The sequence below is a fragment of the Streptomyces venetus genome, from assembly GCF_039540295.1.
In the GTDB taxonomy this organism is placed as follows: Bacteria; Actinomycetota; Actinomycetes; order Streptomycetales; family Streptomycetaceae; genus Streptomyces; species Streptomyces venetus.
In genome coordinates, this window is sequence record NZ_BAABET010000008.1 from 301,887 (window position 1) to 325,544 (window position 23,658).

Annotated in this window: 21 protein-coding genes and 1 pseudogene; 14 read left to right on the forward strand and 8 right to left on the reverse strand. The window is 69.8% G+C overall.

What is annotated here, in order from left to right:
• The first annotated feature begins 79 nt into the window (after positions 1–79).
• The 5 genes and pseudogenes from ABEA82_RS26530 (at position 80) to ABEA82_RS26550 (ending at position 6,306) form a co-directional block, all read left to right on the forward strand.
• Positions 80–1,387 carry an MFS transporter gene (locus ABEA82_RS26530; RefSeq protein WP_345664177.1) on the forward strand — a complete coding sequence of 436 codons (1,308 nt, stop codon included), beginning with the start codon at positions 80–82 and terminating at the stop codon, positions 1,385–1,387.
• Positions 1,384–4,191, forward strand: a complete 2,808-nt coding sequence (locus ABEA82_RS26535; protein WP_345664178.1) for a family 78 glycoside hydrolase catalytic domain — start codon at positions 1,384–1,386, stop codon at positions 4,189–4,191. Before ABEA82_RS26530 ends, ABEA82_RS26535 begins: the two co-directional genes overlap by 4 nt.
• Positions 4,192–4,238: 47 nt before the next feature.
• A pseudogene (locus ABEA82_RS26540) lies at positions 4,239–4,493 on the forward strand (MerR family transcriptional regulator); the annotation flags it as partial.
• Between the two features lie 140 nt (positions 4,494–4,633).
• Positions 4,634–5,092: an SRPBCC family protein gene (locus ABEA82_RS26545; protein ID WP_345664179.1), complete on the forward strand. Its 459-nt coding sequence runs from the start codon at positions 4,634–4,636 to the stop codon at positions 5,090–5,092.
• Between the two features lie 254 nt (positions 5,093–5,346).
• Complete coding sequence (locus ABEA82_RS26550; protein WP_345664180.1) at positions 5,347–6,306, forward strand: alpha/beta hydrolase; 960 nt, start codon at positions 5,347–5,349, stop codon at positions 6,304–6,306.
• A gap of 81 nt (positions 6,307–6,387) precedes the next feature.
• Here ABEA82_RS26550 and ABEA82_RS26555 read toward each other — a convergent pair whose 3' ends face one another.
• Entirely contained in the window at positions 6,388–6,864 is a 477-nt protein-coding gene (locus tag ABEA82_RS26555; protein ID WP_345664181.1) for an ATP-binding protein, read from the reverse strand.
• Between the two features lie 174 nt (positions 6,865–7,038).
• Here ABEA82_RS26555 and ABEA82_RS26560 point away from each other — a divergent pair, with 174 nt between their 5' ends.
• From ABEA82_RS26560 to ABEA82_RS26580, 5 genes are all read left to right on the forward strand, one after another.
• Complete coding sequence (locus ABEA82_RS26560) at positions 7,039–7,404, forward strand: STAS domain-containing protein (RefSeq protein ID WP_345664182.1); 366 nt, start codon at positions 7,039–7,041, stop codon at positions 7,402–7,404.
• A 56-nt stretch (positions 7,405–7,460) separates the two neighbouring features.
• Complete coding sequence (locus ABEA82_RS26565; protein WP_345664183.1) at positions 7,461–7,607, forward strand: hypothetical protein; 147 nt, start codon at positions 7,461–7,463, stop codon at positions 7,605–7,607.
• A gap of 250 nt (positions 7,608–7,857) precedes the next feature.
• Positions 7,858–11,586: a CHAT domain-containing protein gene (locus tag ABEA82_RS26570; RefSeq protein WP_345664184.1), complete on the forward strand. Its 3,729-nt coding sequence runs from the start codon at positions 7,858–7,860 to the stop codon at positions 11,584–11,586.
• 54 nt (positions 11,587–11,640) lie between these two features.
• Entirely contained in the window at positions 11,641–11,991 is a 351-nt protein-coding gene (locus ABEA82_RS26575; RefSeq protein WP_345664185.1) for a hypothetical protein, read from the forward strand.
• Positions 11,991–12,608, forward strand: a complete 618-nt coding sequence (locus ABEA82_RS26580; RefSeq protein ID WP_345664186.1) for a hypothetical protein — start codon at positions 11,991–11,993, stop codon at positions 12,606–12,608. The genes ABEA82_RS26575 and ABEA82_RS26580 overlap by 1 nt, the downstream gene beginning before the upstream one ends.
• A 319-nt stretch (positions 12,609–12,927) precedes the next feature.
• On the opposite strand, the gene ABEA82_RS26585 is transcribed toward ABEA82_RS26580, so the two are convergent.
• The 5 genes from ABEA82_RS26585 to ABEA82_RS26605 form a co-directional block, all read right to left on the reverse strand.
• Positions 12,928–14,229 (reverse strand): MFS transporter, encoded by a 1,302-nt coding sequence (locus tag ABEA82_RS26585; protein ID WP_345664187.1) that lies wholly within the window; start codon positions 14,227–14,229, stop codon positions 12,928–12,930.
• Positions 14,226–15,356, reverse strand: a complete 1,131-nt coding sequence (locus tag ABEA82_RS26590; protein ID WP_345664188.1) for a PLP-dependent cysteine synthase family protein — start codon at positions 15,354–15,356, stop codon at positions 14,226–14,228. The genes ABEA82_RS26585 and ABEA82_RS26590 overlap by 4 nt, the downstream gene beginning before the upstream one ends.
• Before the next feature lie 137 nt (positions 15,357–15,493).
• On the reverse strand, positions 15,494–15,922 hold the full coding sequence (locus tag ABEA82_RS26595; protein WP_345664189.1) for a hypothetical protein: 429 nt from the start codon (positions 15,920–15,922) through the stop codon (positions 15,494–15,496).
• A gap of 178 nt (positions 15,923–16,100) precedes the next feature.
• Positions 16,101–16,559, reverse strand: a complete 459-nt coding sequence (locus ABEA82_RS26600; RefSeq protein WP_345664190.1) for a hypothetical protein — start codon at positions 16,557–16,559, stop codon at positions 16,101–16,103.
• Between the two features lie 194 nt (positions 16,560–16,753).
• The gene (locus tag ABEA82_RS26605; RefSeq protein WP_345664191.1) at positions 16,754–17,632 is read right to left on the reverse strand and encodes a helix-turn-helix transcriptional regulator; all 879 of its coding nucleotides are present in this window, start codon (positions 17,630–17,632) and stop codon (positions 16,754–16,756) included.
• A gap of 102 nt (positions 17,633–17,734) precedes the next feature.
• Here ABEA82_RS26605 and ABEA82_RS26610 point away from each other — a divergent pair, with 102 nt between their 5' ends.
• Complete coding sequence (locus ABEA82_RS26610) at positions 17,735–18,430, forward strand: SDR family NAD(P)-dependent oxidoreductase (protein ID WP_345664192.1); 696 nt, start codon at positions 17,735–17,737, stop codon at positions 18,428–18,430.
• Between the two features lie 160 nt (positions 18,431–18,590).
• Positions 18,591–19,643 (forward strand): WD40 repeat domain-containing protein, encoded by a 1,053-nt coding sequence (locus ABEA82_RS26615; protein WP_345664193.1) that lies wholly within the window; start codon positions 18,591–18,593, stop codon positions 19,641–19,643.
• Between the two features lie 298 nt (positions 19,644–19,941).
• Here ABEA82_RS26615 and ABEA82_RS26620 read toward each other — a convergent pair whose 3' ends face one another.
• Positions 19,942–20,886, reverse strand: a complete 945-nt coding sequence (locus tag ABEA82_RS26620; protein ID WP_345664194.1) for a LysR family transcriptional regulator — start codon at positions 20,884–20,886, stop codon at positions 19,942–19,944.
• Positions 20,887–21,001: 115 nt separating this feature from the next.
• Here ABEA82_RS26620 and ABEA82_RS26625 point away from each other — a divergent pair, with 115 nt between their 5' ends.
• Positions 21,002–21,814 carry an inositol monophosphatase family protein gene (locus ABEA82_RS26625; RefSeq protein ID WP_345664195.1) on the forward strand — a complete coding sequence of 271 codons (813 nt, stop codon included), beginning with the start codon at positions 21,002–21,004 and terminating at the stop codon, positions 21,812–21,814.
• Between the two features lie 46 nt (positions 21,815–21,860).
• A complete protein-coding gene (locus ABEA82_RS26630; RefSeq protein ID WP_345664196.1) occupies positions 21,861–22,505 on the forward strand; it encodes an NADPH-dependent F420 reductase in 645 nt (214 codons plus the stop codon).
• 217 nt (positions 22,506–22,722) lie between these two features.
• Here the strand turns inward: ABEA82_RS26630 and ABEA82_RS26635 are convergent, their stop codons facing one another.
• Positions 22,723–23,655 carry an ABC transporter substrate-binding protein gene (locus ABEA82_RS26635; RefSeq protein WP_425588555.1) on the reverse strand — a complete coding sequence of 311 codons (933 nt, stop codon included), beginning with the start codon at positions 23,653–23,655 and terminating at the stop codon, positions 22,723–22,725.
• Positions 23,656–23,658: the final 3 nt, after the last annotated feature.

Genomic DNA, 23,658 nt, shown 5'->3' on the forward strand with positions numbered 1-23,658 from the left:
GTGCTCTGCTGTACGCACCCTTGGTAAAACGTATTACCAAGGGGGCGTGGCACCACCTCCGTGCAGAATGGAGCACCTCATGGCGCAGACCAAAGCTTCGCCGCCGCGGCTCGACCGCAGACACTGGATGCTGGCTGTGGCAGCGGGCATGGCCTCGTTCCTCGACTCCGGCGCCATCATCTCGGTCGGGCTGGGGCTGGCCCTGTGGCAGGACAGCTTCGGACTCGACGTCTGGACGGTCGGCCTCCTGGGGTCGGCGCTGACCCTGTTCATCGCCGTGGGTGCTCTGACCGGAGGACGACTGGCCGATCTCGTCGGCCGTGGACGCGTGTTCTCCCTGACGATCCTGCTGTACGCGGCGGCGGCCCTCGCCGTGACGTTCGCGCCCAACGCGGGCGTGCTGGTCGCCGGCGTCGTCGTGATCGGCGTCGCCGCCGGAGCGGATCTCCCGACCTCGATCGCCGTGCTCTCCGAACGGGCACCGGCCGGTACCGAGGGCAGGCTCGTCGCCTTCACCCACGTGATGTGGACCGCCGGCGTGGTCTTCGCGACGTCCCTGGGCTTCGCCGTCTCGACGCTCGACACGTTCGGCATCCGGCTGATCTTCGCCACCCTGGCGGTCCTCGCCGTCGCCACCTTCGCCTTCCGCGCGTTCTACCCGCCGTTCCGCCAGCTGGAGACGGAAGCCGACGCACGGCACACCGCCGAGGGAGTGGACCCCTTCCGCGCGCTGCCTCTGCGCACTCTGTTCCGCGACCGCTCCCTGGCCGCCATGATGGTGCTGACGGCGCTCTTCTACCTCTTCTTCACCCTGGTCGCCAACACCTTCGGCGCGTTCAAGACCTACTTCCTGGTCACGGTCGGCGGCACCTCCCAGACCTTCGCGACCGCCCTGTCCTTCGTCACCACCCTCATCGGCCTGGTCGGCACGATCGTCTTCACCCGCATCGCCGACACCAGGTGGCGCAGCCGCTTCTTCGTCGCGGGAGTCGTGATCTTCACGTCGTGCCAGCTGCTCATCGCGGTCACCGGCGGCGTCGTCCTGCCCGTCATGATCGTCGCGCTCGTGCTGTACAACATCGGCTTCCCCTTCGTCGGTGAAGCGCTGTACAAGATCTGGACCCAGGAGTCGTTCCCGGTCAACGCGCGGGCGACGGTGCAGGGGGCGACCATGGCCGTCGCCCGCCTCGTCGCGTCGGGATTCGCCCTCGTCACTCCGGCACTGATCGACTGGAGTCCCTCGGGCCTCTATGTCCTGCTGACCTTCTTCGCCCTGGTCTCCGGAGGCATCGGCATGCTGATCATCCGGCGCGTCCAGCGGCCACCGGCCGAGGCAGCCGCAACCACCGATGCCCTGACCGTGACTCCCGCCGGAGACGCCCGATGACCGATTCCGACCAGGTGCGGGCCGGCGCTCCGCGCATCGGCCACAGCGACGACCCCTTCGTCCCGGACGCCCGTCCCCCGCTCTCCTGGAAGACCACGACGACGCTGCCCTCATGGGTACAGGCCGCCGCGGACATCGAGGTCACCCGCGACGGCACGACGGCCACCGCACATGTCGACGGTCCCGAGTCCGTCCTGGTCGACTGGCCCTTCGAACCACTGCGGCCGCTCGAATCGGCTCTCGTCCGCGTGCGGGTGCGCGGCAAGGACGGCTCCGCGTCCGGCTGGAGCGCCGGCACCGAGGTCACCGCCGGATTCCTGGCCCCCGGTCAGTGGCGCGCCCGCTTCGTCGGCTCCGGATCCGACGAGCCGCACCTCCTGCGCACCGCCTTCGAAGTACCCCGCACGGTCCGCCGCGCCCTGCTGCACTCCACCGCCTTCGGCGCCTACGACCTCCGCGTCAACGACACCCCCGTCGACGACGCCGAGCTCAAGCCCGGCTGGAACAGCTACCAATGGCGCGTCAGCCTCGACGTCGCCGACGTCACGGCGCTCCTCCGCCCCGGCCGCAACGCGCTCGGCATCACCCTGACCGGCGGCTGGTACACCGAGCGTTTCGGGTTCCGTGACGCCGCCGAGCGCTTCTACGAAGGGCCACCGGCTGCCGCCGCACAACTGACGCTCGAGTACGAGGACGGCAGTGTGGACATGGTCGTCACCGACGAACGGTGGCGTTGGGCGCGGGGTCCTGTCGTGTCCGCCGGCCTGTACCAGGGGGAGATCTACGACGCCCGCCTGGCCGTGCCCGGGTGGGGCGGCCCGTCGTTCGACCACGCGCAGTGGAACTCCGTCCGGTTCCCCGTCGTCCCCGAGGCGACGCCGACTCCGCGCTCGGCGCCACCGGTGCGCGTGACGGAACACCGCTCGGTCGAACGCGTCCTGACCTCACCGAGCGGCAGGACCATCCTCGACTTCGGCCAGAACCTCGTCGGCCGGGTCCGGATCCGGGTCGCCGGGGAGGCGGGGCACACCATCACCCTGCGCCACGCCGAAGTCCTGGAACACGGAGAACTCGGCACCCGTCCACTGCGCAACGCCGCCGCGACCGACCGCTACGTCCTCAGCGGCGACGGCGAGGAGGTCTGGGAACCGAAGTGGACCTTCCACGGCTTCCGCTACGTCGAAGTCGACAACTGGCCGGGCCCGTTCACCCCCGAACACGTCACGGCGGCCGTGATGCACACCGACATGCCCCGGACCGGTGACTTCACCACCTCCCACCCGCTGCTGCGGCGCTTCCACGAGAACGTCGTCTGGGGCATGCGCGGGAACTTCCTCTCCCTCCCGACCGACTGCCCGCAGCGTGACGAACGCCTGGGCTGGACCGGGGACATCCAGGTCTTCGCCCCCACCGCCGCCTTCCTCTACGACTGTGACGCCTTCCTCCGTTCCTGGCTGGAGGACGTCCGGCTCGAACAGCGCGCCGCGCACGGCGTCGTTCCGATGGTCGTACCGGCCGTGATCCCGCAGGTACCCGGGCTCCTCAAGCCGGTCGCCGCCTGGGGAGACGCCATCACCGTCGTACCGGCCGTGCTGTGGGAGCGCTTCGCGGACCACGACACACTCAGGGACTGTTACGCGGCCATGACGGCCTGGGTGGACGTCGTGCGGGACAGGGCGGGCAGTGCTCTGCTCTGGGAGGAGGGGCTTCAGTTCGGCGACTGGCTCGACCCCGACGCGCCGCCCGAGCGGCCCGGTGACGCCAAGACCGACGCGGGCATCGTGGCGACCGCGTACTTCCACCGGTCGGCACAGTTGACCGCCCGGACCGCCGCTCTCCTCGGCCTGGAAGGCGACGCCCGTCACTATGCCGACCTGGCGGAGCGGATCGCCGAGGCCTTCCGCGGCGCCTACATCACGCCGCACGGGCGCATGATGTCCGACTCCCCCACCGCGTACGCCCTGGCGATCGTCTTCGATCTCGTCCACGGCGCGCGACGGCAGGCCATGGGCGACCGTCTGCGCGACCTGGTCCGCGCCGGCGGCTACCGCATCGCCACGGGCTTCGTCGGTACCCCGATCATCTGCGAGGCACTGACGGCGACGGGCCACCGCGTCGCCGCCTCACGCCTGCTGACCCAGACCGAATGCCCCTCGTGGCTGTACCCCGTCACGATGGGTGCGACCACCGTCTGGGAGCGCTGGGACTCCATGCTCGAGGACGGCTCGATCAACCCGGGCCAGATGACCTCCTTCAACCATTACGCCCTGGGCGGCGTGGCCGACTGGCTGCACCGCTGTGTCGCCGGACTGGCACCGATGGAACCGGCCTACAGGGTCATCCGCGTCGCACCGACCCTGCTGGACGGACTGGACGACGCCTCCGTCTGGCACGAGACGCCGTTCGGGCGCGCGGAGGCAGGGTGGCGGCGCGACGGCGACGAGGTGTCCTTCCACGCCAGGATCCCGCCGAACACACGGGCCGTCGTCGAGTTGCCGTCCGGAGCGCGTCACGAGGTGGGGAGCGGGACGTACACCTGGACCGAGAGCCACCCCCTGCCGTCGTCGCCGCGAGCCCCGCTGACGCTCGGCAGCGGGCTCGACGCCGTCATCGACGACCGGACCGCGTACCTGACCGTGCTGGACGCCATCCGCGGTGTCGACGCGGCGCGCGCGGAGACGTTCCGCCGCACGACCAGGTGGTGGCGGGGCCGGGAACTGCGCGAACCCCTGGACAAGGCACCGTTGCCGGTCCTCGCGGCCGTGGAGAAGGCCCTCGCGGAACTCCCGGCCCACGAGCGGTGACCCGATGGTGTTGACCTTCGAGTTGGTCGAAGGCCGACGACGGCGGGGTGACGAGATCCGAGCTGATGCCGATCGGGGTCTTCGCCCGACGCACCGGGCTGACCGCCGGCGCCCTGCGCTTCTACGCCGACTCCGGACTGCTTCCTCCTGTCGAGGTCGACCTGGCGACCAGCTACCGCTACTACGGTGCTGACCAGGCGGCACGGGTGGTCACGCTGCGCCGGCTCCGGGAGATGGCCATGCCTCTCGGTGCCGTCGCAGCGGTCCTCGACGCCGAACCCGAAGACGCGGCCCGGCTGATCGCGAGCCTCGGCCCCGGGGCCACTCGCGCGCTAGGCCCTTCGGGTGCGTACGGAGCAGTACCGCGCAGGTCCACGGTTCGGCGGGAATCTTCGGAACGAAGCCGCGGGCACGCCGTGGTTCAGGCGATCGAGGAGTGCTCATGTCAGGGCAGTTCGAAGCGACCATCGAGATCGATCGTCCCGTCGAAGCGGTCTTCGACTACCTCGCCGATGGACGCAACGATCCACAGTTCAGCCCCCGCGTGCTCACGATCGAGCGGGTCCCCGATGCCCCGACCGCCGTGGGAACCGTGTTCCGCAGCACGGTCAAGGACGCTGGAATGAAGACGTCCAGGGAATTCCGCATCACCGAGCTCGAAGCCCCGGTCAGGATCCGGTGGGCCGAAGTGTCGAAGAACAGCGTGACGGCAAGCGAAGGCGGCTACGACCTGGAGCCGATGGCCTCCGACAAGACCCGGGTCCGCATCTTCAACGTTCTGGAGGGCCACGGGCTTGGCAAGCTCCTCGTCGGCCTGGCGCTCACTGCCGCCCGCAAGGATGCCGCCGGTTTCGGCGCCCGGATCAAGGCAGCGGCCGAGGCGGCGATCCCTCCGCGCTGACGTATCGGCGCGAGACGCGGGCCGTGCGGCTGACGGCGATCGCCCCGACTGGAACGGCCCTTTCGGCGGGTGTTAGATGGAAAGCGTCACGAGCGTGGAGACGTACCGTTACGGCGGGCAGCCACCAAGCCGCGATCGCGCGATTGATCGCCTGATCATCGGGAAGATCCGGTGCGTGACGAGCCGGCATCGGCACAGCGCCGCGCGCTCTGGGCAAAAGTCCATGTCTGAGACTTCGTGTGAGGAGTGCTGTCATGTCTGCTGCCGGCACCATCGTGCTCGAGCCCGCGGCTCAGGACGTCGCCGAGGGGTTCTCGAAGCCGCCGTTCCTGTACGAGATGGCCCCGGCCGATGCCCGGAAGGTCCTCGCAGACGCGCAGTCGGCCCCGGTCAGCAAGCCACCGGTCGACGAAGAGTGGATCACGGTTCCCGCCGCGGTGGGGGATGTCCGGGTACGCATCGTCAGGCCGCGGGGCGCTGCCGGCATGCTGCCGGTCATCGTGTACATGCACGGTGGAGGCTGGATTCTGGGCAACGCCGATACCCACGACCGGCTCGTGCGCGAGCTCGCCGTCGGCGCCGGCGCGGCGCTCGCGTTCGTGGAGTACCCGAACTCGCCGGAAGCCCACTATCCGACCGCGATCGAGCAGGGCTACGCCACCGCCCAGTGGATCACCCGGCACGGGGCGTCCAAGGGCCTGGACGCCGACCGCATGGCGGTGGCCGGTGAATCGGTGGGCGGCAATATGGCGGCCGCGCTGGCGCTGATGGCCAAGGAACGCGGCGACGTCACCTTCCTGCAGCAGTCGATGTACTACCCGGTCACCGACGCGGCGATGGACACCCCGTCGTACGACCAGTTCGCCACCGGCTACTACCTCACCCGCAAAGCGATGGAGTGGTTCTGGGACGCCTACACCACCGACCCGGCACAGCGCGCCGAGATCACGGCATCGCCGAACCGGGCCAGCACCGAGCAGGTCACCGGGCTGCCGCCCACCTACCTGTGCGTCGACGAGGCCGATGTGCTGCGCGACGAGGGAGAGGCCTACGCCACCAAACTGCGCTCGGCCGGCGTCCCCGTCACGACCGTGCGCTACGACGGCACCATCCACGACTTCATGCTGCTCAACGCGCTCAGCGAGACCCGGGCCACGCGAGCCGCCATCGACCAGGCCACCGCGTTCCTGCGCGCCGGGCTCGGAACCGGCTGAAGCCGCGCGGCTGGCCCCTGTGGGCGGTTCGGCCAGTATTTTCACCCAGGACTTCCTGATCACGCCAAGCACGGCGCCTCGTTACGGCAGGCTCCTGACGGGAGCGTCCTCGGATACGCCGGGCAGGGCGAGGCGGGCCGTGATGCGCTTACCCACCGCCTCCTGATCGACGGACAGTCCCTCCGTCACCGCCTTGACGATCTCCAGGCCGTGGCCGCCGACCCTGCCGGGATCCGCCGCCCGGGCGGTCGGAACCGTGGGGGCGCTGTCCCACACGACCACTTCCACGGCTTCGGCGGTGATACCCAGCTCCACCAGGACGGGGCCCGGAGCGTACTTGCAGGCGTTGGTGACGAGTTCGCTGACCACGAGCTGGGTGAGGTCCCTCGTGCGCGCCGGCACCAGGATCCCGTAGTCGTCGCCGGCCTGGTCGAGAAACGCGGCGGCGTGCTGGCGGGCGTCCGCGATGCATCCCTCGTCTCCGCCCAGGGCGAAGCCGACGCGTGCCAGATGCCCGTCCGGCGTTGTACAGTCCCCACCCTTGGTGTCGGATTCCACTGGCCTCGTCCTCACTCCCCGTTTCGCGCGCCCTGTACCCCCTCTGCCGCCGTCCATGCCGGATGGGTGGTGTTCGAAAACCTCCACGTGAATGCATCCGGCCGGACGGGTGGGGCAGAATCATCCGCGCGTGCCGTAAACCGGGGACAAGCCTAAATCGCAGTCGGGGAGATCGTGGCCCACATTGAATCAGCGGACCGGCCGGAGCGGCTCTCCGTCGAACACCGCGTGCTTTCGGGCGTCCGTGTCGTGATGCTGCGGGGTGAGATCGACCACGACGTCCAGGACGTGCTCAGCCAAGCCCTGCTGGCCGAGGACACGACGGTGCCGCTGCGAGTCGTGGCGGATCTCAGTGGTGTGACCTTCATGGACTCCAGCGGCATCAACGTCTTCGTCGCCGCCTATCAGCAAGCGACCGACACCGGCGGGTGGGTGCGCATCGCCGGGGCCCAGGACTCGGTCCTGCGGGTCCTGCAACTGGTCGGCGTGGACACCCTCATCCCCTGCCATCCCACCACCGAGCAGGCCTTGGCCAGCTGACCGCTGCCGGCCTGAGTGCGGATCACGATCAGGTCGGCGGCATTCCGCTGTGGCGTGTGTTCCGGCGCGTGCGTTCGCTGTGGCTGCCGGGCGAGCGCGGGATCGGCGTGGTCGGCCGGGTGACCGGCTACGTGCACATGTGGGACAAGGGTGGCCACCTCTGGGTCTTCTCCCGGATGACGTTCACCACCGTGCCGTTCTGAACGACTCACAGCACTGGCGGAGCGGCAGCCACACCGTGGAATCGCCGACCTCACCGGCCGAGCCAGGCCCAGTTTCGGGATACGGCAGAAGGTGTCAAATTGGCATTAAGATCTATCAGTTGGGCAGATAGGGGGCGGGGTGTTCGTATGGTCCGATGACGGGCGGGGGTGTTCCGGGCGACGAAGAAGAAGTGCGTGGTGCGAAGAGACCGCTGCCCTGGGTCGGCGCGAGATGCGGAGCAGCATGGACATGTTCGAGGTATCCCCGGAGCAGCTGCATCTCATGGTGAAGCAGCGCCTTCTCGCGTTCTTCACACGCGGTGACCCCTCCGGTGTACTGACCCCCGACGCGGTCGCCGCAGCGGCGCATCTCGTTCGGATGACGAGCCTGTCGGCCGAGGGGCCGCCCGCAGAAGTGGCGGCGACGGTCGCGTGGGTGCACTGGATCCGGTGGCAGTTGCTGGGTGAGGGCGAGCACAGCACCGACTTCCAGGTGGCGCTGGAATTGTTCGGCCGGCTGGCCTCGGTCGACACCGAATGGCTGCCGTACGAATTGCGCCCGCTCTTCGCGCCGCCCGAAGCGGGCAACCGTGATCCGCGGTTGCTGTCCGCGCGGGCCGAGGCCCTGCTCGCGCACAGTTTGGCCTCCGGTGACGAGGAAGCGCTGGACGAGGCCATCGAGCTTCTTCTTGAGGCGGGGGCGGCTGGACCGGACTGGTCTGTACTGGTGGGGGCGAACCTGGGGGCGGCACTACAGGTACGCCACAGCCGGAATCGGGACCCGGCGGATCTCGCGGCGGCGATCGACCTTCTTGAGCGTGCCGTCGAAATCTCCCCGGACGACGCGATCCGCCTCTCGAACCTCTCCTCGGCCCTCGCGGCACGAGCCAGGTCCTCCGCGTCCGCCACGGACCTGGACGAGGCGGTCCGGCTGGTCGGCCGCGCCCTCGAAGTGACGCCTCCGAACCATCCCGATCGCCCCGACTACCTCTCCAATCTCGCCACGACGCTGGTCGATCGCTTCGAGCGTCGTGGGATGCTCGAGGACCTCGACCGTGCTGTCGAATCAGCCCGGCACGCCCTGGACTGTGCCGACTTCAGTCACCCGAACCGGCATCTGCACATGTCAGCCTATTCCAAGGCCCTGACGGCGCGTTTCGAGCGGCTGGGGAAGTCCGACGACATCGACGAGGCGATCGCCGCACAGCGGGCGAACCTTGCTTCCACCGCGGCGCACCACCCGAGCCTGTCCGCGGCCAAGTCCGCTCTCGGCATCGCCCTGGCGAAGAGGTTCGACCACTTGCAGGTCATGGACGACGTCGACGAAGCGATCGGACTCTTCGACTCCGCGGGCGACTCGTCCGCCTTGGGCGCGGCTCTGACGCAGCGGTCCCGGCGAAGCGGTGACGTGGCGGATCTCGACCGAGCCATTGCCACGCTCGGCCTGGCCATCGCCGACGAGCGCACGAAGGGCGCATCGTGCGATGCGCACGCGGACCTGAACAACCTCGGAAGCGCCCACCTCGGACGCTTCATGCGTATCGGCGATTCCCGCGACGTCGACGACGCCGTCGACCGTCTGCGACAGGCCGTCGGCGCGGCCCCCGGCCCCCTCCAGCGCGCTCCCTATCTGTCGAACCTCTGCCACGCCCTGCAAGTCCGCCACGAGCACAGCGGCCGGCTCGCCGATCTGGACGAAGCCGTGCAGGCGGGGACGCTGGCCGTGGCGGCAATACCCGAGGACCACCCTTACCGGATCGGTCACCTGAGCAATCTCGCCCTGGTGCTTCGCACGCGGTTCCATCGCACCTTCGACGAAGAGGACATCAGCAGGGCGATCGCCTACGACCAGGAGGCCGTCGCGACCGCCTCCGTATCGGACCCGGAGCGCCCACGCCTGCTGTCCAACCTCGGCGGGACGCTGGCGACACGTTTCGACAGGAACGGTTCACAAGGCGATCTCGAAGCGGCCCTGGCCGCCTTGCGTGAAGCCGTGCGGACCACTCCGCCGGGACACCCCTGTGAGAGTGTCCACCTGCACAACCTGGGCGCCGCTTTCGCCACCCGGTACAAGCGGGGCGATCGGATGTCCGACCTCGACGAGGCCGTGCGGCTCCTGAGACGGTCGACCCGACTCGCGCTGGCCGACCATCCGGACCGCGCCCGATACCTGGTCAGCCTCGGTTCCGCGCTGGGGAGACGGTACGCGGTCACGCGGAGGCCCGAGGACGCGACCGAGGCGGCGGACGTGTTGAGCGAGGCCGCCCGGATGGGTTCCGCGGCCGCCTCCTGCCGCATCGACGCCGCTGCCAGGTGGTGTTCCCTGGCCGCCGAACGCGAGGACTGGCCGGCCGCGGTGCAGGCAGCCGAGACTGCGGTCGGTCTGCTCTCACTGCTCGCGTGGCGCGGAGCGGAGCAGGCGGACAGCCAGCACCATCTGAGACGCTTCGCCGGGCAAGCGCGCTTCGCCGCGTCCTGCGCTCTGCAGTCCGACAACCCGGCACGCGCGGTGGAACTGGCCGAGCAGGGACGCGGCGTGATGTGGTCCCGCCTCCTGGACATGCGGGCCGACCTCAGTGCGCTGCGAGAGGCCGCGTCCGACCTCGCCGTGCGGCTCGATCACCTCCGCATGCTTCTCGACGCACCCGTCCAGCCTTCATCCATCCCGTCTCTGGGACAGCCTCAAGGGGATCCGGCACCACCGGACCGTTCCGCGCTGGCCCGGGAATGGGACGACCTGGTCGAGCAGGTCCGGCAGCTCGACGGGTTCACGGACTTCCTCAAGCCGCACGGTATCGACCGGCTGCTCTCGCTGGGAGACGAAGGCCCCGTCGTGCTGGTCAACATCTCCTCACTGCGCTGCGATGCGCTGATCATCACCGACGGGCGGTTGCGCGTCAGGCCGCTGCCGAGGGTCACGGAGAAGGAGCTGATCGAAGAGGCCAACAGATACCTCGGCTCGCTGCTCGACGTCGAACTCGCCACCGAGGCCATGCTCCAGGCCCGCGAAGCCTTCGACAGCGGCGACCGCAGCAGGGCCGAGATCACCGCCTACACCGCTGCCCGGGACAAGCTGCACCACGCCCGGACGGAACGCGAGACGGTACTCGCCTCCGTGCTGGAGTGGTTGTGGGACCGCATCGCCGAACCCGTCCTCAAGGACCTCGGGTTCGTGAACAGACCCGAGGGTGATGACTGGCCGCGCCTGTGGTGGTGCCCGACGGGGGCCTTGACACTCCTGCCTCTCCACGCGGCCGGCCACCACGCCGGCCCCCACGAGGGCCCCCCGCGGACCGTCCTCGACCGGGTGGTCTCCTCCTACACGCCCACCCTGCGGGCCCTGTTGGAGGCCAGGCTCAGAGCCCCGGAACCACCCGACCGCGCCTCGGACGGGCGCATGCTCCTGGTCGCGATGTCACAGACCCCGGGGCAGGAACCGCTCCAGGCGGTACGGCAGGACATCGACGTGCTCACGTCTCTGCTGCCCGACCGGCTGACCTTGCTCGAGAACGCGGAGGCGACATGGGACGCGGTGAAGTCCGAACTACCGGCGCACCGTTGGACACAGTTCAGCTGTCACGGCGACCAGAATGTCGTGGATCCGCTGGCAGGAGGCCTGACCCTCTTCGACAAGACCCTCACTCTCGGTGACCTCAGTGCACTCAGCCATCGCGGTGAGTTCGTCTTCCTGTCGGCCTGCAAGAGCGCGGTGGGCAGCCCCAGAATGCCGGACGAGGCCCTGACGATGGCCGCCGTCCTGCACTACACCGGCTACCGGCATGTCATCGCGGCGCTGTGGTCGATCGCCGACGACGCGGCGGCGGACGTCGCTCGGCTCGTCCACCGGGAACTGATCTCCGACGGTGTCCTGCATCCCGAGAAGGCGGCCCACGCCCTGCACACCGCGCTGCTGCGACTCCGTGAGGACACCGGTCTGCCCGCGAGTTCCTGGCTCCCCTTCACCCACACAGGTCCGTGACCCCGGCGACCGTACCCGCCGGCATCGGTCGCACACACCGACAAGAGGAACGCCTTGACCATCGCACAGCATGAACCCGCCCCCTACGCCGAGACCACGGATCCCGTCTACGCCGCGCGGGCCGCGGAGACCTTCACCCTGCGGAAGGCCGGTCCCGACCTGCTCGTGCTGAGCGGTCCCTGTCCGCGGTGCGCCGCACCGTTGGAGGTGCCGCTGCCACACATGGTCTTCCGGGGGCTGGACGGCATCCTCTCCCTGTTCCGACCCTCCCAGCCACGTCCGGCGTCGGATGTCCGCGACGAGCCGGTGGTGTGCGCGTGCGAAGAGCATCACCCCGACCGGCCGGAAGGACGCAAGGGGTGCGGCGCGTACTGGATGCTGCGGATCTCCAGCAGTGACGCCTGATGCCGACCGTCGGACCCGGCGACGGCGCCGCCCCCGCGGACCTGCGCGCCGCACACGAGCGCCAGCGTCTGCTGGAGGCGGAACTGCCCCGGGTGCGCGAGACCGCCACCGCCTGGCGCAACGCACTGGGTGCGCTGCTGGCGGGGCTCATCGGATTCAGCCTGGTCCGCGGTCGGAGCGACGTGGGCCAGCTTGCCGAGCCCTGGGCCGTGGCAGTCGGCGTACTGCTCCTGCTGGCGCTGCTCGCGGGTCTCGCGGGGGCACTGCTGCTGGTACGGGCGGCTCACGGCCGCCCCACCGTCGTACCCATGAGCGCGGTGGAGAGCCGCGCGGTCGCCGATCACCTGGAGGCCCGCTCCGCCGCCGCCGCGCTCAGACGCGGCATCGCTCTCACACTCCTCTGCGTCGCAACTCTCGTCACCGCTGTCGCAACGACCTGGTACGGGCCGCCACACAAGGGTCCCGCGATCCGCGTCGACGCGCCTTCCGGCTCCGTCTGCGGCTCGGTGGTGCGTCTCAACGCGGGCACGGTGGTCCTCGACACCAAGATGGGCGAGGTGAGTGTCGTACTCGACCAGGCGTCAGCCCTCAGCGCGGTCGAGGCGTGTCCGCCCTGACACCTCTCCCCGGCGACAGGCACCTGCCGAGCCGCAGGCGAAGCTCTTCAACGCCATACGGCGGAGCAGCTCGCTTCACCGCGGCACGGGCCCATAGCGGCACCGGGCGCCAGGCCGCCGTCGCGGTCCTGGTCCGCTTGCTCCACGCGGTCGAGGGTGGTCACCGTGCCGGCGCCCACCTCGGCGCCGCAATTCCTCGCCGGCTGCCACCGCCGTCGCCCCCGACGCCGACTCGCGGGCCGTCAGCTGAGCCGTGGCGGCTCCCGGAGGGGGCGGGGCACCGTGTGGTGCCCCGCCCCTGGGCCGGAGGGCCGGTGGGTCAGACGGTCGCGGCGAGCGGCTCGGAGGCCGGCGGCGCCGCCAGTCGGCCGGTGCGGTGCAGGCCGTACAGGGCGGACGCGCAGGCCAGGCCGAGCGCGCACAACGTGATCCAGGGCAGCGCGGGCATCCCGGCCGCGCGGGCGGCGTCGAGCGCGGCGCCCGTGCCGAGGTTCCCGACGGTGATGCCGATGCCGCAGATCGTGTTGTACAGCCCGTAGTGGGTGGCGACGAGGCGGTCACCGGAGAGGCGGACGATGGTGTCCATCTCGAACGGGTAGGCGATCATCGTGCCGATGGCCAGCAACAGTGCGGCGAGCGTCGGCGGAACCGCTGCGAGCAGCCACAGCCCGATCCCGGACTCCGGTACGGGTACGGCGGTGGCGAGCAGCAGGGGCACGAAGGCCAGTCCCATCGCCGCCAGTCCGCGCACGAGTGCCTGTCCTGGCTCGTACCGCGCCTTGCACCACGCCGTCACCCGCGTCTGACCGAGGATCGTGGTCAGACCGGAGACGGCGAAGAGCATCGCCACCGCCGCCGTTCCGAACTCCCCGTCGCCGCCGAGCCGGCGTACCTCCAGCGGCAGCGCCAGGTAGACCTGGAAGGACAGGACGTACGAACCGATCATGGCGATGGAGAAGAGCAGGAACGGCCGGTTGGCGAGGATGCCGCGCCACTGGGCGAGCACACCCTGGCCAGCGTGAGCGTCCTGCCGCTTGGCGTCCTCCGACCTCCTGGCGGGCAGCGCGCGGATCTGTACGACGCTCAGCAGCGCGAAGATCCCGGCCGACACCAGGCAGGTGATGCGGAAGTCCACGCCCGTCAGCACCATGCCCGCCAGCGGGCCCAGCAGGATGCCTGCCTGGTAGAACACGTTGAACAGCGCGAACGCCTCGACCCTGCGCTCCCCGGCGTCGGCCGCGAGGTACGCCCGTACGGCCGGGTTGAACAGCGCCCCGGCCAGTCCGGTGGCCGCGGACGCTGCCAGCAGGGCAGGCAGGGAATCGACCAGTGCGAGCGTCGCGAAGCCGAGGGTGCGCAGCACGCATCCGGCGACGATCAGCGGCTTGTAGCCGAGCCGGTCGGCGAGGGTGCCGCCGACCAGGAACATGCCCTGCTGGCTGAAGTTGCGTACGCCGAGGACGAGTCCGACGATCCAGCCGGCCAGCCCGAGCGTCCCGGAGAGGTGGGCGGCCAGATAGGGCATCAGCATGTAGAAGCCGAGGTTGATGGTGAACTGGTTGACCATCAACAGCTGGACGCTGCCCTCGTACGACCGGACCTGGGTGAGCAGCCCCTTCACCGGTCCTCCTCCCCCGAAGCCTCGGACTCGACGTCCGACGCGCCCTGAGCGCCTTGCAGCGTGAGGGGGTCGACGACGGTGGTGCACCGGGTCCAGCGGGTGACCTCCTTCTCGTCCAGGCGGCCGAGCAGCTCCGGTTCGGGTGCCGGTGGCGAGTCCAGCAGGCCGTGGGCGGCGCAGTAGTCGTCGTCGTAGACGGTCCCCAGGTATCGCTGCGGACCGTCGGGGAAGATCGAGACGATCCGTGCGTCCGCCGGCATCGTCCGGGCCAGCCAGCCGGCCACCAGCGCGACCGCGCCGACGCTCCAGCCGCCGGTGGCGTAGTGGGAGGCGGCCAGTTGGCGGCAGGTCCACACCGCCTCGTGCGGGGCGACCCAGTGCACCTCGGAGAAGTTCTCGTAGGCGACGTTGCGGGGGTAGATGCTGGAGCCGAGGCCGCGCATCAGGCGGGGTCGGGCCGGCTGTCCGAAGACCGTGGAGCCGATGGTGTCCACGCCGACGACGGTCAGCTCGGGGTAGAGCTGGCGCAGAACGCGGGAGACGCCGGCCGAGTGGCCGCCGGTGCCGACGCTGCACACCAGCACGTCGATGTGACCCATCTCGGAGGCGAGTTCGAGAGCCAGCGGTGTGTAGGCGGCGACGTTGTCGGGGTTGTTGTACTGGTCCGGGCACCAGGAGCCGGGGTGCTGCTCCAGCAGCCGCTGTACGCGGTCGCGGCGGGCCTGCTGCCACCCACCTGTGGGGTGCGGCTCGGAGACGACGTTGACCTGGGCGCCGTACGCGGTCAGCAGCCTGGTCATGGACAGCTCCAGCCCCGGATCGGTGACCAGGGTGACCGGATGGCCGTACACCATCCCGGCCAGAGCCAGTCCCAGTCCCAGGGTCCCGCTGGTGGACTCGATGATCCGCCCGCCGGGCCGCAGGTCGCCCCGGGCACGGGCCCGCTCCACCATGTGCAGCCCCGGACGGTCCTTGATGCCGCCGGGGTTGAAGCCTTCGAGCTTCGCCCAGAAGCCACGCCCGGTCGGGGCCAGCGGCTCCGACACCCGCAGCAGCGGGGTGTTGCCCACCAGCCCGGACAGGGCGGACTGGCCGGAGGGGGTCGCGGCCTTGGTCAATGACTGCATGTCTTTGTGTTCACTCTCGCTCGATGAATACCGGTGCGGTTCATCTCGCACGTCCTGGCCAGGGGGCGGACCGTGGGTCCGCGCCCAGGCCATGGGCACGCGGCAGCCGTGAAGTCAGCCGGCTGCGAGCGAGTGGTCTAGATCCGCCACCGCGATGTACGAGCGAGCGCCAGGCGGCCGGTGCGTGCGCTGCGACGTCTACGGCGATCACGCCGTAGGAGGGGCCTCCCGGCCACCAAGGACACGGCAAGGAGCACGACAGCCATCGCGCCGAGGGCAAGTTCCTCGGCCGGCTGGGCCGCGGTGCGCACGATCACGTCCGCCGCACATTCCTCGGCCCCGTGGGGAGCGTGGGGGCCATGCCGGTCCTTGTCCGCTGCCATCGCCGAGACGGCGGCGGGAATGGACACCGACTCGTGCGTCTCCTCGGGCACGCCGTGCAGGACGGCGCAGAGCACGAGCGCCATCACGAGGGCGCCGCGGATCGCCGAGACGAATCGGCGGGACAACGATGAGCCGCACGGCGGCCACAGGGGGTGCGCGGGCATACGGGACTGGGTCGACACGGGTCCTCCGCGCTGCTGCCACGTCTCCGGCAAGCACGGAGTGAGGCGCAGACTTGGGTGGGGGCAGGACGGCTTCGACGAACGTGACGCCCCATCATGAGCACGGGCAGGACGCTCGTCGCGCGGTACCAGCCGAACCGGTGACATCCGGCAGGCCGGTTGGAGGAACTGCGTACCTCTAGATCTGCCGCACCACGGAGGCCGCTCTGAGAGCCACGGGAGACTCACCGCCCATGGGCCCACCAGCGGTCGGCCCTCGAATGGTCGCGGCGTCATAGGAACCGGTCGATTCGCGAACCGACGCTGCGAAGCAGGGCGATGCCAGGGCGGAAGCCTGCTGAGGCGCTCCGGATACGCAGTGCTCACCAGGATGTGACGGCCCATGGCCCCCAGGGTGATCGTCGGCATCCGCAGCCGGCAGCACCGCAGCCGCGACGGCCGCATGGCGAACGCCGCCGTCCGACGGTGCGGTGAAGGCCGTTGCGCCGGCGGAGAGGTGTCCCTTGACGCTTTCCACGTGCACGCCGTGCGTCACCAGGACGCCGAACAGGAGCACGGCCATGGCCAGCACGCGCAGCAGCGGACCCGCACCAGAGCGGGTCCTGACGATGCGCCAGGGCGACCAAGCCGTAATCATGCCGTGATCCTAGCGGCTCGCCGGCAGTGATCGACCACCCGTGCCGAAACACTGGATTAACTCGTCAGAGGTTGGCTTGTTCGCGGCGGCGTCGCTGTCCTTGTCCACTGGAGGTCGGGAATCGTCGCCGTGGGGTCGTTTTCACTGGCAAACATGATCTCTGCTTGCTGGACGGGATCCGGCCGGCCCGATCGTTACGGCGTGGAGAACAGCCCGGGCCCCGGAGGCGTGGGGCCGTCGGCGCGGCCGCCGTTGGTGACCCGTAGGAACTCCAGCTTCTCCGCGTCGGTGGAACCCGCGGCCACCGTGTAGACGACGAGGCGGATGTCGCAGCCTGGGACGGTGAGCACGTCGCAGTCGCAGACCACCTCGCCCACCTGGGGGTGTACGACGGTCTTGCGGGCCGAGACGTGCGGGCCGACCGTGCCCTCGTCCCACAGGCGGGCGAACTCCGCGCTGGTGGACCGCAGTTCCTCTACGAGGTCGGTCAGGCCGCGGTCGCGGGGGTAGTCGACGAGAGCTGTGCGCAGGTCGGCGACGAAGGCGCGTTTCAGGGCGTCGTCGTCCTGAAGCACGGGCCAGGACGCGAGCCGGCTGGGCCCTGCGGCGAAGACCGCCCGTGCCAGGTTGCGCTCGTCGTGTGTCCGTGCGCTGGGGTCGCCGATCAGGACTGACCATGCGGGGGTCCAGGACAGCAAGGTCCAGTCGGCACTGAACACACCCACGGGGAACTCCCCGAGGCGGGCCAGCATCCGTTGGACCCCGGCCGGAACATGCGTGGAGATCGTCCCCTCCTGGGGAGGCAGGAGGCCGGCCAGCCGGTAGGCGTGATCGCGCTCCATGGGCTGCAGTTGCAGTGCCCTGGTCAGGCTCGCGACGACCTGTGCCGAAGGGCTTGTGGCCCGTCCCTGTTCCAGGCGGACCACGTAGTCGACCGACAGCCCGGCGAGTTCCGCCAGTTCCTCGCGGCGCAGCCCCACCGCTCGTCGTCCGGGCCGTGCGGTCAGTCCGACGTCGGCGGGAGAGAGGCGGTCGCGCCAGCGGTGCAGTGCCGTGCCCAGGGTCTCGTCCACTCAGTCATTGTGTCCGCCGTGCCGTCGTCGTGCCTGGTACTGACGGTCCTACCGTCACGGAGAGCACTGGCCGGCCTCTCACCACGGGCCGAGAGTGGACGCATGACGACCACATTCATCACAGGAGCCAACAAGTCCCTCGGGTACGAGACCGCCCGCCGCCTGATCGAGGCCGGCCACACCGTCCTCATCGGCGCTCGTGATCCGGAACGCGGCCGCGCGGCCGCCGACGCACTCGGGGCCCGTTTCGTCCAGATCGACGTGACCGACGACGCATCGGTGGCCGCTGCCGCCGCCCATATCGAGGCTCGCGAGGGCGGCATCGACGTCCTGATCAACAACGCGGGTGTTTTCGGGACGCACAACCTCGCCGACCAGATCACAGCCGCTGACGCCGGCGAGGTGTTCGACGTCAATGTCGTGGGGATCGTCCGGGTCACGCACGCGTTCCTGCCGCTGCTGCGCAAGTCCGCGCACCCGGTCATCGTCAATGTGTCGAGCGGCATGGGGTCGTTCGCGGCCACCCACGACGCCGAGCGCGTCGAGTCGAGGAACCTCGCGCCGCTCTACACGGCGTCGAAGGCCGCGGTGACCATGCTGACCACGCAGTACGCGAAGTCCTGGCCGGATGTGAAAGTGAACGCGGCCGACCCGGGCTACACAGCGACCGACTTCAACGGGCACAGCGGCCCGCAGACCGTGACCGAGGGCACCGACGCGATCGTCGAACTCGCCACCATCGGGCCGGACGGCCCGACCGGAACCTTCCGCGACCGTCACGGTGAGATGGCCTGGTGATCCACCCCTGCATTCGCGGCGTGCCCCGGCACGGACGAGGGCTCCAGAAGCGCACCCTTCCCCGCGGTTTCAACTGCCCCGGCGGCAGTTGCCGCACTACCGTGACAGCCGGCGGAATTTTCGTTTCTCCTCCAAGGAGCGAGTGGCTAGCGTCCCGGTCATGACGGACCTGGTGCATGAGGGCGGTACCCGCGGCGAGTCGGCGGCGACACGGGCCGCGGACCCGGAGATGGCGTGGCGGGTGGAATGGGCCACCGGCGGTGTGATCGCCGGGTCCACCAAGGCGGCGACCGGACACGCTGACTGGGTACGGTCGGCGGCGACAGCGATGGTTGACGGGCGCGCGGTCGCCGTCACTGGAGCCGACGACGAAGCCGTGCTGGTATGGGACCTGGCAACAGGTGAGCGGATTGGTGCCTCGCTGCCCGCCCGTGGCTCAGTGTGGGCTGTGGCGACGAAGATGGTGGATGGCCGCGCCCTTGCTGTCATCGCCGACCCGTCTGCGCTGGTGCAGTCATGGGATCTGGCCGACGGCCGACCTGTGGCGAGTTTCGCTGGTGGGGCGTGGGCGGCGGCGACGGGCCTGCTGAACGGTCGGCCTGTGGTTCTGATTGGTAGGCAATGCGTTCCTCGGCTGCTCCTGTGGGACCCAGCCACGGGGGAAAACGTGTGTGAATTCGTGAGCGACCCATCGGCGGGGCGCATCGGCGCGGTGGGGGCGGTGGCAATGGCGTTGGTGAACGGCCGCCCAACGGCCATCACTCTGCACGACGACAGTACCGTCCACGCATGGTGCCTGACTGAGCATCAATATCGCGGACGGATTGCACCCTCGACGGGGGGCGCCCAGCAGCGGGTATCGCTGACTACCTCTGTCGTGGGCGGCCGCCTGGTCGCCATAACAGGCAACTGGAACGGGCAGGTTCAGGTGTGGGACGTGGCCGCCCGCACGGAAGTGACGGAACGTGTACCCCTGACCGGCCACGCCGGTCCGGTGTGGGCCCTCGCAACGGCCGTGGTCGACGGCCGTCCCCTCGTCGCCGCAGGCGGTGACGACCGGACGGTACGAGTGTGGGACATGGCTACCCACCGTCAAGTGGGCTCGGATCTGGTGTTCACCTCGGAGGTGACCGCCCTGACCATGACGTCCGAAGGGCGGCTGGTGGTGGGGTTCGGCAGCGACATAGCGGTCTGGCAGCACAGTCTCCGGTAGTCGGCCAAGGCTGCTGGCCCGAGCGCCGATCGCGGCGTAGGCGTCGGCGCCGAGGACGCGCGGTCTCCGATCCGGCGAACGAACAGCATTCACTCGTGGCAGGTGGCCGCTCACGGCGGATTGCAGCACCAACAGAGCAAACGGTGAAGCTGTCGGCCTTTGGTTACCTCAGGCGATGTCCAACTCGATGCCGAAGTGGTTCCTGCTCCGGCCCTCAACCTCCCCCGGAACCGTAGCCATACGCAACGGACTTGCTCTCGTGACATGGCCACCACGGCGCCTTCCCCCTGCGTGTCCGTCACTGCCCGGTCGGGTTGATGAGGGTCTGTTGAGGGGCGGTCGGTGGTGCGAAGAGTGCCTGGACGGCTTCGGTGGCCAGGTCTCGCAGCCAGGTGTGGGCGCGGTCGTCGTCGTAGCGCTGGTGCCACAGCAGGTACAGGGGGACGTCGGGCAGTGGGAGTGGCGGCGGCAGTGTGGCCAGGCCGAGTCGGTCCCGGGCTGCGCGGGTGACCGCGTCGGGGAGGGTGACGACCAGGTCGGTGTCGAGGGCGAGTTGCAGTGCGAAGGCGGCGGTGGGCCCGGCGGCGACGACGCGTCGTTCGAGGCCGCGGGTGGTCAGGGCGTCGTCGATCGGGTCGCGCAGGCTTCCGCGTCGCGAAACGGTGAGGTGTTCGGCGGCTGCGTAGCGCTCGATGCTCAGCGGGCCTTCGGTCAGGGGGTGGCCTGGCCGGACGGCGACGACCAGCCGGTCGCTGCCGACGAGGCGGTGGCGGATGTCGGGGAGTGTCGGAGCGCTGGAGCTCGATTCGAGGTCGACCTCACCCCGGCGCAGCTCGGAGTCGTCCGTCCCGGGTTCGGCGGACAGGCGCAGCCGGACGCCGGGGGCCTGGCGGTGGACGGCGGTGATCAGGGCGGTGCCGCAGGCGGCGGTCAGGGCGTCGTGCCACCGCACGGTGAACACCCGGTCCAGAGCTGCCAGGTCGAGTTCTTGCTGCGCGGACAGCAGGTGGTGGGCCTGCTGTACGAGGGCGTGGACCTGGGCGCGCATGGCCAGCGCACGGGTGGTGGGGACCATGCTGCGGCCGGTGCGGACCAGGATCTGGTCGCCGGTGGCCTTGCGGATGCGGCCCAGGGAGCGGCTCATCGCCGGTGCGGTGACGTGAAGGCGCGCTGCGGCGCCGGCGACGCTGCCCTCTTCCAGCAGTGCGTCCAGGGCCGTGAGCAGGTTCAGATCCAGTTGCATGCCAGTAATTCTACGAGTGAATAGCATGCACTTGTTGTTCATGATCGGGCGCCCTACCTTCGAAGTGCGGGCGCGAGACAAGCCGCCCCGCACATCGAACCCCAGGGAGCCCGCCATGAGCACAGTCATGCCTTTCGCCGCCGACACGACGCTCCTGTCCGAGGTGACCGCCGCGGTGAAGACCGCCGGCCTCACCCTGCGCGACCGCCACACCCCGCACGCCCGGGGCGTGAGTCTGGTCGAGGTCGTCGCTGAGATTCACGCCAACGACGACGCGGTGCTGGACGTGCTGCGGGAGCCGCTGCTGCGGGCCCGGCCCGGATCACAGTGGGCCGACGACGAACTCGCCGGCGGCGCGCTCCCGCCCGGGGAGTGGTGGGTCGTCGACCCCGCCGAGGGCAACATCAACCACGTCCACGGCATGGAGGACTGGGCCGTCACCGCCACCCTGGTCCGCGACAACCAGCCAGTGCTCACCGTCGTCCACCTGCCACTGACCGGCGACACCTACACCGCCGTCGCCGGCGGCGGCGCCCGCCTCAACGACCGGCCCCTGAAGGTGTCCGCCAAGACCGATCTGGGCGCTGCGCTCGTCGGCACCGGCCAGGCCAAACCCGGCGAGGACGAGTGCACCTTCCGGCGGATCGGTGACTCGGTCACCGCCATGCTCGTCAACGGCCTGGTCGTGCGCGTGTCCGTTCCCGCCACGATGCAGCTCATCCACGTCGCCGCCGGACGCACGGACGCCTTCTGGCAGTTCTCCGACGTTCGCTCCGGTCTGGTCGCCGGTGCGCTGCTGGTCTCCGAGGCCGGAGGCACCGTCACCGACCTGGCGGGCGAGCCCTGGAACACGGGCAGCCGCGACTTCCTGGCCACCGCCCCCGGCATCCACACCGCCGCCCTCGAGGTCCTGTCGCCGATCGCCTGACCGGGCACCTCTGCTACCCACCCGAGACCGCAAGGAGCATCACCCCATGACCAGCATCGGCATCCTGGGCGCCGGCCGCGTCGGCGCCAACCTCGCCGGCAAGCTCTCGGCAGCCGGACACCGTGTCACCCTCGGTGTCCGGAACCCGGACGAGACCGCAGCCCTTGCCGCCGGCACCGCCCCGCAGACGGCCTTCGCCGACCAGCGCACCGCCGCCCGCACCGCGGACATCGTGATCAACGCGACGCCCGGCGACACTTCCCTGGACCGCCTGGTCGGCCTGCGCACCGAGCTCTCCGGAAAACTCCTCGTCGATGTCTCCAACGCCACCCGCGACGCCGATGACGGCCTGCCCGGCGACTTGTGCTATCCCGGCAGCAGCCTCGCCGAAAAGCTCCAGGCCGCGCTCCCCGACACTCATGTGGTCAAGACCCTCAACACCATGTTGTTCATGGTCATGACCGCTCCCGAAAGCCTGGCCACCCCACCGACCGCCTATCTCTCGGGCGATGACCAGAACGCGAAGAAGACCGTCACCGGCCTGCTCGGCGACCTGGGCTGGCAGCCCGCGTGGATCGAGGACCTCGGCGGCGTCACCACGGCCCGCGCCGCCGAGGCCATGATCCTCGTGGTTCCCCACGTCCTGCGCCGACGCGGCTTCAAGCCCTTCGCCGTCTCCCTCGCCCGCTGACCATCGAGACCGGGTTCGGACCAGCCCAAACTGGCGTGGCCGCAGATCGGTCGGAGGTCGGTCGCGGTCTGCCGCCGAGAGGGGCCACCCCTGGGGGGCTTGCCCGGCGAATGCAGTACCGCATTCTGAGTTCCCAGCCGGTCCTACTCGCTCCCCGCGCTCCTGCCCGGTCTGTGGCGGAGCGCGGGAGCGGACGGTATCGGAGTGACCGAACCGGTCAGGTCGCGAGGCCGGCCTTCGTCAACCACTCCTTGGCGACGGTGCCGGTGTCCTCCTTGTCGTTGACGAGCTTCTTCATCATGCCCAGCAGGTCCTCGGTGGTGAGCTTGGCCGAGACGCCGTTGAGCGCCGCTCTGGCCGTGTCGTTGACCGCGGACTTGTAGACCAGAGGTGTGACGTTCTGCGAGGCGAAGAGGTTCTTCGGGTCCTCCAGCACCACCAGCTTGTCCCCGACGATGGCGGGATCGGTGGTGTAGATGTTGGCGGCCTGCACCTTGCCCGAGTTCAGCAGCTTCAGCAGAGTGCTCTGGGCACCCGCGTCGAGCGGCTGGAACTTCCCGAACTCGACGCCGTAGAGCTTCTTCAGACCGACCCATCCCTGTGTACGGGTCTTGAACTCCGAGCCGGCACCGATTCCCCAGTCCCCCGCGACCGGCTTCAGGTCGGCGATGGTCTTGAGGTTGTACTTCTTGGCGGTCTCGGCGGTGACCGTGACCGAGTCCTTGTCCTGAGCCTCGGCGGAGTCCAGGATCTCCACCGACGACGGGAGCTTCTTCTTCAGCTCGGCGTTGATGGCCTCCGTGCTGGTCGCCGTGCTCTTCTTATCGACCGCCACCGCCAGCAGGGCGCCGTTGTACTCCGGGAAGACCTGGATGCCTCCCTTGACGACCTGGTCGTAGTAGACCTCACGGGCCCCGATGTCGAACTTACGGGTCACCTTCAGGCCCTTGGCCTCCAGTGCCTCGGCGTAGATCTCGGCGAGCAGCTGGCTCTCGGGGAAGTTCGCCGAGCCGACGACGATGGACTTGTCGTCGCCGCTGTCGCCGCCGCTGCCCGTCAGCGGGTTGTCGTCGCTGTCGCCGCCGCCGCAGGCGGTCAGCGACAGCGCGGCGATCAGAGCGAAGGCGGCGCCGCGGTGGATGCCTCTCATGGG